Origin of the sequence: Roseburia sp. AF02-12 (genome assembly GCF_003461765.1) — a bacterium.
GTDB lineage: Bacteria > Bacillota > Clostridia > Lachnospirales > Lachnospiraceae > Roseburia_C > Roseburia_C amylophila.
The window spans coordinates 505,133-519,133 of sequence record NZ_QTXS01000002.1 but is presented as its reverse complement, the minus strand read 5'-3'; the positions used below and the strand labels follow the sequence as shown (position 1 = coordinate 519,133).

The 14,001-nt window shown below is 39.3% G+C and carries 8 protein-coding genes; 1 reads left to right on the top strand and 7 read right to left on the bottom strand.

Annotated features, from left to right (window positions below; translation table 11 throughout):
* Nucleotides 1-2,085: a methyl-accepting chemotaxis protein gene (locus DV740_RS11990; RefSeq protein ID WP_118088173.1), complete on the top strand. Its 2,085-nt coding sequence runs from the start codon at nucleotides 1-3 to the stop codon at nucleotides 2,083-2,085.
* Nucleotides 2,086-2,202: 117 nt separating this feature from the next.
* On the opposite strand, the gene DV740_RS11985 is transcribed toward DV740_RS11990, so the two are convergent.
* The 7 genes from DV740_RS11985 to DV740_RS11955 form a co-directional block, all read right to left on the bottom strand.
* Entirely contained in the window at nucleotides 2,203-2,739 is a 537-nt protein-coding gene (locus tag DV740_RS11985; protein WP_118088172.1) for a TIGR00730 family Rossman fold protein, read from the bottom strand.
* Between the two features lie 13 nt (nucleotides 2,740-2,752).
* Nucleotides 2,753-4,084 (bottom strand): uracil-xanthine permease family protein, encoded by a 1,332-nt coding sequence (locus tag DV740_RS11980; RefSeq protein WP_118088307.1) that lies wholly within the window; start codon nucleotides 4,082-4,084, stop codon nucleotides 2,753-2,755.
* A gap of 126 nt (nucleotides 4,085-4,210) precedes the next feature.
* On the bottom strand, nucleotides 4,211-5,944 hold the full coding sequence (locus DV740_RS11975; RefSeq protein WP_118088171.1) for an ABC transporter ATP-binding protein: 1,734 nt from the start codon (nucleotides 5,942-5,944) through the stop codon (nucleotides 4,211-4,213).
* 1 nt (nucleotide 5,945) lies between these two features.
* The gene (locus DV740_RS11970) at nucleotides 5,946-7,712 is read right to left on the bottom strand and encodes an ABC transporter ATP-binding protein (RefSeq protein WP_118088170.1); all 1,767 of its coding nucleotides are present in this window, start codon (nucleotides 7,710-7,712) and stop codon (nucleotides 5,946-5,948) included.
* A 281-nt stretch (nucleotides 7,713-7,993) separates the two neighbouring features.
* Entirely contained in the window at nucleotides 7,994-8,617 is a 624-nt protein-coding gene (locus tag DV740_RS11965; protein WP_117841265.1) for a TetR/AcrR family transcriptional regulator, read from the bottom strand.
* 88 nt (nucleotides 8,618-8,705) lie between these two features.
* Entirely contained in the window at nucleotides 8,706-11,717 is a 3,012-nt protein-coding gene (locus tag DV740_RS11960; protein WP_118088169.1) for an AAA domain-containing protein, read from the bottom strand.
* 209 nt (nucleotides 11,718-11,926) lie between these two features.
* A complete protein-coding gene (locus DV740_RS11955; protein ID WP_118088168.1) occupies nucleotides 11,927-13,987 on the bottom strand; it encodes a hypothetical protein in 2,061 nt (686 codons plus the stop codon).
* Between the last annotated feature and the right edge of the window lie 14 nt (nucleotides 13,988-14,001).

Below are 14,001 nucleotides of genomic sequence, written 5' to 3'. Positions count from 1 at the left end.
ATGAATTATGATGAAAATGTTTTTAAAGCCAAGGCCAATATCAAAGCCCGCAGAATCTGGCTTGTATTTTCCCTGCTGCTGACCGCTAACTATGGTGCCGATATGTCCAACGGTCTCTATCCATCGAAGCAGTATCTCTATTTTGTTCTGCTCTGCTGGATTCCATTTTTTATTGGAGAATTATTTCTAAAAATCAAAGGCAAAACTACTGACATCTATCGCTATATACTGGTGCTTGGTTACGGTATCTTTTATACTTATCTTTTATGTACCACAGCATCCCCAATTGCATTTACCTACATTCTGCCGGTAACCAGTCTTTTAATTATTTTTAAAGACCGGAAATTCATGCTGCAGTGCGGTATTGCAAATACTATCAGCGTAGTAATCAGTATTATTTACCGCTATATGGTATTAAGCTGCACCACTGCTACTGACGTAAAGAATTATCAGCTGCAGATATCCTGCCTGATTCTGTGCTATATCTGTTATATCATGTCCATCCGCCACTTAAATGAGGCTGACGGTGCACTGACAGACAGCATCAAGGATGATTTACACCGTGTGGTAAATACCGTAGAAAAAGTAAAAACTGCCAGCAATAACGTTATGGACGGCATTACCGTTGTCCGGGAACTGGCTAATGAAAATAAACACGGTTCTGACGTTGTCTTAAAAGGAATGAATAATCTGACCAACAACAATCAGGAATTACAGAACCGTACGACTTCTTCCCTTGATATGACAACTGACATCAATTCCCAGGTTGAGCATGTTGTATCCATGATTCACGAAATGGTATCTTTGACGGATGAATCCATTCACCATGCACAGATTAGTTCTGCCGACTTAGAGGGTCTGGTTACAACTGCCGGCACTATGTCAAAGCTTTCCAGCGAAGTAGAACAGGTTCTTACGGAATTTACTTCTGAATTTGAAAAAGTAAAATCTGAAACCGGAACCATTGACAATATCTCCGGTCAGACCAATCTCCTTGCCTTAAATGCTTCCATTGAAGCTGCAAGAGCCGGAGAAGCAGGAAAAGGATTTGCTGTTGTTGCTGAAGAAATCCGTACCTTGAGCACTGAAACCAAGGCTTCATCCAAACAGATCCAGGATGCGCTGATGCGTTTGGATGAAATCTCCGGCAAGATGACAAAATCCATTGAAGAGACCTTAAAACTTATTCAGCTTACTCTTGAGAAAGTCACACTGACCGGCGAAAACGTAAATAAAATTACCGCTGACTCATCTCAGATGGGTGAGCATATACAGGTCATTGACAATGCAATCAAAGAAGTGGAAACATCAAACCGACAGTTAGTAGAAAACATGAAGTATATTTCTGAAATTGTCGATACCATGACACTCTGCATTCATGATTCCGATGATATCAGTCAGCGTATGGTAAGTAAATATGATGAAAGTGCTAACAATATTAACAGCATAGAAAATGAAATCCAGGCGTTAATGTGCAAGCTTGGAATCGGCGGCTTCATGGGTATTGAAGATATCAATCCTGGTATGAAAGCAACTATCCGCCTGACGAAAAACCCCGACCATGATTTCCATGGTGAAGTTCTGAAACAGTATTCCAACCAGATTATACTTTCCCTGGAAGAAAAGCTTTCTCTTCGTAACAGTGAATCCTGTTCCATCCAGATTACTGTTGGAAATGTACTATACTGCTGGGATAATGCTTCCATCCATGTAGATAAAATAACCTCTGATTTCGTCGTAGAAATCACCGGCAGTCCAAATATTTTAAACAGACGGAAATATCCTCGTGCCGACCTTTCCAATTTCTGTAATATTACAGTTAAGAACACCGGAGAAACCTTCCATGGACGTATGGAAAATATCAGTGCCAACGGATTTGCTTTCCTTTGCGATGCACCGTTCTTTGCAGATAGCAAAGGGACTGATATTCTCTTAAATATCCTTTCCTTTGATTTACCAGATCAGGCTGCTTTGGAAGGTCATATTATCCGAAGTTCCGACGACGAAGGCATGTATATCGTCGGCTGCCAGATGCCGGAAGATAATCTGGCAATCAAAGATTATGTAGAACAGTTGTTAGGATAAAAGAAAACTCATAGCAGATTCCCAGTCGGAATTTACTATGAGTTTTTTTCTATAAGTTTTCTTTTCTGTCTGTATTTTATATTGCTGACCTCTGCCCTGACTTTCCAGAATCTTCTTTCAACGACTCAGAATAAATGTCTCAATTTCCGATAAGTCCTTTGAAATCAGTACCCGGTTAAAATCTTCTTTTGCTGCAAAGCCTGAGGTCTGCATTTCTTCGAAAAATGCTTTCAGTGGCTGATAGAAGCCATCAATATCATAAAGAATACATGGATTCTCATTGATGTGAAGACGCTGCAGGGATATGATATCCGATAACTCGTCTAAGGTTCCCGGCCCGCCCGGCAGTGCAATGTAAGCATCCGCTAATTCTATCATTTTCGCTTTCCGCTCTGCCATGTCTTTCGTATCTATGTACTCTGTTAAAAACTGGTGTCTGCGGTTTTGAATGGATTCCACCTGCGGCAGTACACCGATTACTTTCCCACCATTGGATAAGACGGAATTGGCTATGGTTCCCATCAATCCGCCACGAGCTCCACCATATACCAGCGTGTGTCCGTTCTCTGCAATCCACATACCAAGGGCTACTGCACCGATGGTATATGCTTCTTTACTTCCTGCGGATGAACCGCAGTATACTGCTATATTCATATGCTCTCCTCTGCTACTTTTCCTGACGTTCTACTTCCATATTTTTAGGCAATACAAGATTTAAAATAATGGCAGTAAGGAATACAACTGCTACACAGTTTTCTGCAAAGATAGAACGGATAATGCCCGGGAAGATTGCAAATAAATCCGGCAGCTGGGTAAAGCCTAATCCGATACTTAAGGACAGTGCCGATATGGTAATATTTCTCTGGGAAAATCCACATTTTCCAATCATCTGCAGTCCACTGATTACAATAGTTCCGAACATCATAATTGTACATCCGCCCAGAACTGCACTTGGCAGTGTGGCAAGAACTGCACCCACTACCGGGAAAATTCCTGCCAGAATCATAATTATGGCCCCCGTTGCAATGACAAAACGGTTTACAACCTTGGTCATGGCAACCAGACCTACATTCTGGCTGAAGGATGTAATCGGCATACAGCCAAATACCGAAGATAATGCACTGACAAATCCGTCACAGGCAAGTGAACCTGCAGTCTCCTTCCGGGTAACATCACGGTTTAAGCCGGATGATGCCAGTGCCGAGGTATCTCCAATTGTCTCGGTTGCTGACACTAAGAATATCAAAACAAATGCGATAATAGCATCTGCATGAAATTCCATTTTAAATGGCATCAGATGCGGCAGTGCCAGAAGGCTTGTATCGGAAAGTGCTGAAAAATCTACCACACCCATACACAATGCCACAATATAACCTACAATCAGTCCAAACAGTACGGCTAACTGTTTGAAATAGGATTTTGCTACAATATTAAATACGATACAGCATACCAGTGTCACAGTTCCAAGTATCCAGTTGGTTGCAGATCCGAAATCTGCACTGCTGCTGCCACCACCAAAGGAATCTGCGCCTACTTCAAGCAGGGAAAATCCAATTGCTGTTACAACGGTAGCTGCTACAATCGGTGTTACCAGTTTCATCCAGTATTTGGATAAAAGTCCAAGGACACCTTCTACGATACCTCCAACAAGAACCGCTCCCATGATTGCTCCATAGCCATACTGTCCGCCAATGACACAGGCAATGGATACAAAGGTAAAGGAAATTCCCATGACAATCGGAAGTCTCGAACCGATTCTCCAGATTGGGAATAACTGAATCAATGTTCCGATTCCAGCAATCATCATTGCACTCTGAATAATCATTGCCGTATTCTTTGCATCCATTCCGCAGGCCCCTGCCACAATCAGAATCGGTGCAATATTGGCTACAAACATAGCTAAAATATGCTGCAAGCCAAATGGAATTGCATTTAAAACCGGCACTTTGCCATCCAGCATATAAATATTATCTACACTGGCTTTCTGACCTGCTGCCATACCATCTTTTGTGTTTTTTCTTTCTAAAAAACTCATTTTCTTTTTTCCTCCGTTATCTATTTCCGCAATAGCATTCCCGCTATCTTTTTTATCTTATGACGGAACAAAGGGGAGGTCAACTTCTTTTTACAATTTCCAGCCTGCTGCCTGAAGCTGTGTCTTTGCCATATGCCGGTAAACGCCATCCTTTGCTGTAAGTTCTTCCGGTGCACCCTCTTCGGCTACCACTCCATCTTTTAATACCACAATCTTATCTGCATCTGCCACCGTACGCATGCGGTGTGCAATAATCATAACCGTCTTATCCTGAATCAGCCGGGACAATGCCTCCTGAATCAGTGTTTCATTATCTACATCTAAGGATGCGGTTGCTTCATCTAAGAATATAATCGGCGCATCCTTTAAAAATGCTCTTGCAATAGAAATTCTCTGACGTTCTCCACCGGATAATTCAGAACCGTTTTCCCCAATCATGGTATGCCAGCCCTCCGGCAGTTTATCTGCAAATTCATCACAGTGTGCCAATTTTGCTGCCGCAATGACTTCCTTGTCTGTTGCATCGGAACGTCCAATACGGATATTTTCCATAATCGTATTGTTAAAAAGTGTAACATCCTGAAAGACAATGGAATAAAGAGACATCAGTGTTTCCGGGTCAATCTTTGAAATGTCCATGCCGCCTACCGTAATGGTTCCCTTATCGATATCCCAGAATCTTGAGGCAAGTCTTGAGACCGTGGTCTTACCGCCGCCGGATGGTCCGATTAATGCAGTGACTTCGCCCTGTTTTGCGGTAAAGGTCACATCCTTCAGCACACTTTCCTGACTGTCATAGGAAAATCCCACATGGGAAAATGCAATGTCATATCCGTCATATTTCATCTCGGTGCTTCCACTCTGTACCGGATGGGATAAAATTTCATCCAGCCGCTCGCACTGCACATCCACGCTGATTATGGCAGCAAGGTTCTGCAGGGAAATCTGCATCGGGTCATAAAGTCTTGATACCAGTAATAAGAACATAAAGAAAGTCAGTAAATCAATACTTCCTTTCGAAAGTAAAATTCCGCCAACCAGTGCTACTGTTGCAATTCCAAGCTTTAAAATCATCTGGGCACCGGATACAAAGACTGCATTTCCAAGTTCTGCTGCCACTGCATGCTTTTCTACTGCTTTAATTTTCTTCTCAAGACCAGCCATATAATTTTCCTGTGCATCATTTGCCCGTAAATCACGGACAGTCTCTAAGCATTCCTGAATGCCATCTGCGCAGGCCATTTTCAGCTTCATCTGTTTTCTGCTAAGGTATCTTAAAAATTTTCCGGCACTCAGCACAATGAGAAAAGATACCGGAAGTACCCACAGCGCAGCCAGTGCCATCCGCCAGTCAAAGAAAAATAAGCTGACAGCAATAATTGCGGTGGAAACACAGGCTCCAAAAAGCTCCGGAATATAGTGGGAGGATGCCGTTTCTATCGTGGCACAGTCCGCCATAATGGTGCTGGTCAAATCGGATAAATCCTTTTTGCCAAAGAAAGATAATGGAATCTTTCTTAATTTTTCTGCCAGCGTAATTCTTCGCACACCACTTTCCACATAGGTGGCAAGGAAGGTGCAGTTATACTGGATATACGTTGTCACTGCGATCAGAACCAGACAGAGAATACTTCCCACAAGGTAGAACACGCCTCTGCCGCTCAAGTTATCATTCAGATAATCCTCCACCAGAAAATACAGCAGTCCCACCGGAAACATCAACACAATATTGGAAACGGTTGCTGTCAGAAATGCCTTTATCATGTCATTTGTGCCCTGCTCTGAAAGTGCATATTTATGTTGTAATTTTTCTTTCCAGCTCATGTTACGCACCTACCTTCCACTGTACCGATTTGTTGTATTCTTCCCACATATGGGCATATACACCATTTTTCTGAAGTAACGTCTCATGGGTTCCCTCTTCTGCAATACTGCCATCCTTTAAAACGCAAATCCGGTCTGCGTCTACAATAGAGGACAGACGATGGGCAATCATAATTACGGTCTTTCCCTTAGACAGTCTGGAAAACGCTTCCTGCACCTTTGCTTCATTATCCGGGTCTGCAAAGGCTGTTGCTTCATCAAGAATCAGAATCGGTGCATTCTTTAACATGGCTCTTGCAATGGAAAGCCGCTGGGCTTCTCCACCAGATACATAGGTTCCGCTGCTTCCGATTACTGTATCAATTCCATCCGGAAGCTTCGCAATGATGTCTTCACACTGGGCTTCCTTTAATGCCTGCATGACTTCTTCCCTGGTTGCATCTTTCTTTCCCATGCGGACATTTTCCAAAATGGAAGTTTTTAATAATTTGCTGTCCTGGAATACAAAAGATACCATATCCATTAACTGCTTCGAAGAAATCTCCTTCACATCCTTATTTCCAATCAGAATGCGTCCTTCCGTGGTATCAAAGAATCGTGCCACAAGGCTTGTCAGCGTCGTCTTTCCACCACCGGACGGGCCTACAAATGCTACATGCTCTCCCTCTTTGATGGTAAGATTAATCTGATGCAGCGCATCTCTTCCGCCATCTTCATAGCGGAAGGATACATTTTCAAAGGTAATGGAGTTGTTCTCCGGCTCCTGTGCATGGGCGGTTTCCGGTAACGGTTTCTTTTCTAAAATGCTTTCGATACGGGAAATTGCATCTGCTACAATCAGCTGATTTTCACTGGAATACATAATTTTATTCATGGTCACAGTGATAATCGGCGTAATGATAATATAGAACAAAAGATTCAATAAAAAGGTATTATCTCCTCCTTTTCCGGTAAAGAAAAAGGTTGCTGCAATCAGCACTGCAAATACCGCATTGATTGCTGTTGTATACACCGTCATTGGTATCCGCATTTCCTTCGTGTATGCAATTGTCCATTTCTCATATTTCTGAATGGATGTTTGGAAACGTTTGAAGGAAAATACAGACTGTCCGAAAGTCTTTACTACCGGGATTCCACGGACATATTCCACTGCCTCACTGGACATTTCGTCCAATGCATTCTGATATTCTTCCATCTTATCTTTCATACGCTGTCCGGTCATGGTTCCCATAATTAAAAATGCTGCCACCACAGGAATCAGGCTCAAAAGTCCAAGCCGGAAATCAAATACCATAAGCAATACTAAAAGACCTGCCGGTGTTGCGATGGCTCCTGCCTGATCCGGTAACTGGTGTGCCAGATAGGTCTCTGTTGCTGCGCTGGATTCATTGACGATTTTACGGATTTTGCCGGTTCCGTCTTTATCTAAAAATCCCATTGGCAGCGTCAGGATATGCCGCATCAGGCTGGTGCGGATATTTGCCTGGACGCGGAATGCTGCCAGATGGGAACACATCAGCGCGCACACATAAACCAGCATGGATAAAATGGCAAATCCAACGGCTGCCCAGCCATATTCTTTTAAATGAGCTGCTTTGCCAAAATCCGGTGCCACAGAAAGCACTTCTTTCATAATTCTCCAGATGTAATAAAATGGTACCAAAGCCAGCCATGCGCTGATTACCGATAAAATCCAGGATGCTATGGTCAGATAGCGGAATTTACCGGCATAGACAAAAAGCTTTGATAAGGAACTTTCCTTTTTCACTTTTTCTTCTCCTCCTTTAAAAATAATTGATTCTTTCTACTTATTGAAACGAAAACTGTTTTAAAAACCGCTCCCGGTGTGCTGCTGTCACATATTTTCACAGCCAAGTGCCACCTCACTGTTGGTATTCAGGCAGAAGAACTGACTTCTTGGATTCTGGAATGCACCTTTTTGATATTTCCATTGCGTAGTGCTATCTAACATAAATTAGTTTTAACTAACACGTGCTTTTAAGAAAAGACTGCTTCCTGCTGTTACAAGATAAGCAGTCTTACTATCTTTTACACTTCGAATTTTAAAATGGTATTCCAGCCTGCATAGTTGAATTTTTCCAGCATATGAACGTATTTCCGTGCAGTTTCTTTCTCCATCTTGTGACGCACAACTTCAAACATGCTGTCAAATAATGCCCTTGTCATAATATGGATGAATTCTCCCGTCACTTCATTTTCCTCTTCATTCTGAAAATGAATAACCTCCATGAACTTGTAGGTATATTCTGCCTCTACTTCTGCCAACTGTTCTACAAAATTCTGGAACTTCGTTCCATAGGACGCCTCTAATAACAGCTGAAATGCGGTAAAATTATCATAGATGTAATCCAGCATTTCATCCATTCCGGATATTACATAGTCATCCATTTCTTTCGGCTGCCGCTCCGGCTCTACTGCATGAAATTCTTCCTGCGTCTTCACAAAAAGATTCATCATATACTCTGCCACCGGTCCTACAATTGCTGCAAACAGCCCTTCTTTGTCTTTAAATCTGGAATAAATAGAACCTGTAGTTGTTCCCGCTTTCGCCGCAATGGTGCGAAGCGATGCATCGGAATAACCCTTTTCTAAAAATTCTTCCGTTGCGCAGGAAAGAATTCTTTCCGATACGCCTTCGATTGGTTTAGTCACTGATGCCTCCGTTTCATTTATAACAGTGTTATATAACACTGTTATAAATATAATTAGTTTTGGGGAAGATGTCAAGGGGGATTTATATTTACCTTACACTCTTAAAATACTGTATCAGTATATTTTTAATGTAATTGTACCTTCTGGCATAAGAATTTTCCACCCGGATTAATTCAAATCCATGCGCCCGGCAGATTGCATTTTTCTGCTCGTCTCTCGCCCGCACAATGGCATTTTCTTTATGTTCTTTTCCGTCTAACTCAATGGCAAGTATCGGCATATCCTGTCCCCGGAATCCTTTTTCATATACCACAAAATCAAACCTGCCGGTATAAAAAAGGTCATCATAGGAATCATTTTCCCGAAATACATGTGCAATACTGACTTCCCTCTGCACAACACAGCGGTTATTTGTATTCAGCACATTATCCAGTGCATGATTTAATGTGGTTAAAAATGCTGCCTCTGTCTGCGTGCTGTATGGCTTGATTCCCAATGCCCTAGAAGAAGTCTCTCTTGCTGTCACCTGCGCCTCACCGTTGGTCTGGACATAATCTACCAGCTCATAAATATCATCATCCCCAGCGGAATGCAAACGCTTCAGTTCCTTGATATCCGACAATATTACCAACTGGTCTTTTGCCCGGGAGGTTGCCACATTAATCAGTTCTTTATTATTTTTCAGCCAGTCATAAGTTCCCTGATAAGTCTGCTGGGTGATTGCCAGCGAAAAAAGCACAACATCTTTTTCATCTCCCTGAAATGCATGAACCGTTCCGCAGGGAATATTTTCCATCCCATTGTCTTTCAACGCCTTGTTAATCAGCTCTTTCTGATTGGTAAACGGAGTAATGATACCAATACTCTTATCCGGATGTTCTTTGATAAACGAAATAATCTCTTCCACTTCCTGCGGCGCTGTATTCTTATAGTTGGTGGTATTTGCTGGAATATTCTTAAAAATCAGCGGATTAGCTTCTTTATCCAGACTGTTGATAATCAGCTTGTTGTTATAATATTTTTTATTATTAAATGAAATAATTTTCTTATTGCAGCGGTAATGGTGGCTGAGCAGAATTTCCTCGCTGACTGCATCACATGCCAGATAGGTCTTATAAATGGAATTCTTTATATAATCATACTCATCTGTCACTCCATAAATCCGCTTAAGCTTCTCATTATCTATGGAATTCAGCAGAATTACCGGGCTCAACTGCTGCGGGTCACCTACTAACATAAGACTTCTGCCCCGGATAATCGGCACTAATGACATGGCAATATTTCCCTGGCTTGCCTCATCCATGATGACCATATCAAAATAAGTTCCCGGCTCACCAATCTTATGTGCCGATATGGATGTAGTTGCAATAATCGGGAAAATTCTCTGGAACTTCTTCAAATTTTCTTCCTGACGGATATAGGTATTAAACTGCTTGACTTTCTTTTCCTCATCCGGACAGTTTACAATCTCCATTAAATCCTGATTTTTCGGTTCCTTCAGACGCTGGATATATTTTGCAGACGTATAGTAGAGATATTTCTTAAACAGCTCCTCATCTTCCACTACAAGTTTCAATGCTTCTTCATCTGTAATCTCACCAATTTCTGCTAATTTTTTCCGTACCTCCTGAAGCTGAACACCCTGCAATTCTGTCTGAAAAGTCAGATGCTGATTAGTCTCTATCATTTTAAGAATCGCTTCTTCCCGCTCCTTTAATTCGATTCTCTCTTCATGCCTCTGTAAAAGCTTGGTCAGCTTCTCCGTCCTTCTCGTCTTATCGTCCTTGTTCTTCTCAAGGGTACTGTCAAATATGGAAATATCCTTTGTCCGCTTATACAAATCCCGAATATCATCCAGTGCCTGCAGCACGCATTTATCATTTCCAAGGCGGATAATCGGAAATGGTATCATCCCCTTATTCCGATAAGGAATGGACTTTAATTTATCGCACACTCCATCAATGGGATGATTGTTATAAGACGCAAATAAGACCGTTTTCTCGTTAAAGAAAGCAGTCACCATAGTATTTACGATGGTATTTGTTTTGCCGGTTCCCGGTGGTCCCTGGATATATGCCAGCGGATATTTCATGGCATTATGAATTGCCAGTAACTGGTCCAGATTGATTTTCCGGTCTAAAAGTGTTATCGGATAATTTTTCCTTCGGTCTACCTGTTTTAACAGTTCTCCGAAAAATGCTTTTATCGGAATGGTCACTTCATCTTTTTCATACATTTTATGAATTGCTTCATACTCCTGATGAAGGTCCACCAGCAAATCCCTGCCGATTGCAATTACATATGGCATATCATCCACGCCGTTTATCTGGGGATTGGACTTCGTTATTTTATCTTTTATCAGTTCCTGATTCTTTTCAAAATCATTTAAAAGTTCATAGTCATCTGCATCTAAAAATTTCCGGATTCCAAATTTTGCTTCCGGCTTATTCTTCTCCAACGCAAACTCCATGCAGACGGTTATTTCTTCATCCTGCCTTAAGGTCTTCTTCTGCACATCCAGCCGCAGCTTTCGGTATGCCAGCACATATACGCCTTTGGGCGTATGTATACTTAATACATTTATTGCCAGCTGCTTCATTTTCTTCTTGGAAGCGGCATCCTTTGCTCCATATTGAAACTTTGATACAATCTGCCTAAACTGCTCCGGTGTGAGCTTATAAGTCCCCTGCCATTCACCATCCAGATGCTCAATGAGTGCATAATCTGTTTTGTAAGGTACAGAATCCATTTTATTGCAGTCAACAAGATAATTGAGCACCTTCAGATTTGCAACATTATCAAAGATTCTCCGATATTTTCCCTGATTATATGTAATATCATCTATCAGCTCCCGCTTTGTTTCAAAATAAGAGCCTTCTATTACTGCCGATGACAGTATGGAATCAATATAAATGTAAAGGCTCATTGTGGTATACTGCCCCAAATGCAGTCCCATTACATGCATGGATTTCCGGATAGGGTCTATCTCCATAATTCCAATCCAATATTTTGTTACTTCATCTTTTCCGTTTCTGTACTCTATACTGAGCCATTTTCTCTCATGAATGGCCCGGAAGATATCTCTGCAAATTGTGTTCATGGTTTATAATTGTTTGTTTTGTAATGTTTCGGGTCGATAGGTTGCTTTGCTTCAAGTATGGCTGAAATCTTGGTGGGTAGTTCATAGCAGGGTCTTGGGAAGCGTTTTGGAATAGAGGCGGCGGGAACTTTATATGGAAAATAAATCAGTTCTTTAGCATCAAGAATTTGTTCATAAACTATTCTTTCAGAAGTTTTATTTCATTTCTGTCAAAAAGTTTTCAACAAATATTCTTTCATCTTCTCCTTTTGAACATAATTAATTTCACTCCTGCATATGCTGCACTCCCTTTCTATCATATCTATATATTCATCTACATTCATATTTCTTGCTATAAATGCGTTTCTTACAATTCCTTTTATATCATCCTGATTTTGCACCTTATGCGACAACTCATTTATCTTAATTAAAATATATATTCCAAAAATATCCGCACGTAAATAACTCTTTTCCCTCATAAATGCTATAACAACCAATACATGCATGCCTGTTAACAAAAGACATCTAAGTGAAATCTCTAATTTTTCAGGAAAACTAGTTTGTCCTACAAATGTTTTGTATTTCATATATTGGAGCCACTCGGCAATAGTCTGGCATTCTAATAATTCATCATGCTTTGACACTTCATTTATAATTGCTATTTGTGACGCCATATCATAATCATCTTGATATATACAATACATCACCTCATCTGAATTAGTAACACTGCTTTTTATTGTCCAAATATAAAACGCATCTAATATCCCGTCTTTACAAACAGTATTAAATAAATTTCCATTTGGACTGGCGTCAATATACTCCATCAACTTTGTATACATTTTCTTTTCAAACCGATGCCCTATGTTTGTATTTTTTATCTTCTGTATCACTGCTTCTTCATCACTTTTCATATCACCATGATAATTCCATAATACTCTTAACATCTTTATATTAAAAAATTCCCACTCAAATTGGAATCTATACAAAGAATAATACATAACAATATATGTAAATAAATATGTACAATTTTGTTTGCTTAACTGTTTTAATATTTCTTCTATATCAATTTTATTATAATAACCAATTCTATCTCTTATTATTTCTGTCAAATAGTCATTAAAATTTTCTTCATTTATGATTGTTCCAAATAAATCAATAACATCTTTTTGTTTTCTTTTCTCCTTAAATATATCGTTTACTTCCATTGTAATAAAACTTTTAAGGCACTCGTCACAATATGATGCATATAATTCTTGTCTATTACATATTTCTATATATAAGCGATGTATCAATGATTGTCTTCTTTCATCATCCATTTTTATATATATTTCTAATAATACTTCCTTCCACCCACTGGCATCAAATATACTATTATTCTCGTTCAACGACAAACTAATATACTTATTATAATTAATTTGATCATATCCTTCTAATTCAGCTCTCGAAATATTTTGTTTACATACATCCAGATAAAAATTCATAATTTTTTCTATATTTTCCTTATCTACCCGAAAATATTTTTCATCTATAATCTCTTGTAATAGAGATACTTCCTTTTTTGTATTATATATCCAATTTTTTTGATTTTTGAATTCTATATTATATTTTTTTCTCAAAGAGAATTCATGTTCTTTTTGTTTCCTATAATCTTCAAAAATAAACGAAATCAATTTGTCATATTTCTCTTGTAATCCATAATTATCATCATCTTTAATGGCATAATATAAACATCTAAAGTCTTTACGTAATAATTCTATATTTGTATATTTAATTCTATCTTTTACTGTTTTTTTCAAAAAAATTCTATTAATATCCTCCATCACAAACTCTTGCGTTTTTGCATCAGATAACATTTTTATTACTAGTACACTTTTCGTGCATTGATAAAAAATAATTACAAATAAAACAAAATATGTAATTGCAAATCCAAACCAAATAAAATTCATTATACTAATGGTTTTTATAGGAAGAACTGCCCTATAAATCGTTATAAAAGGCTTATACAAAATTTCCAATATAACTATAATGCCAAAACCTTTTTTTGATATAAAATTATTAAAAACTTTTATCTTTTTCTTTACAAAAAATTCTTTTATATTAATCCCTAAATACCTATTTATTCCTATTTCACTTCCCTGATATGACGCCACAAATTGGTAAAATGTTAGTAATATTCCATATATTGTAATTTGTCCAATTACTATGGTCAAAAAAGTTGCTTTATCAACATTTAATTTATTGTTCAAAATATATTCCCTTATTATTTGTACCCAATATTCTATTTTATCCATTGTACCTCCAATGC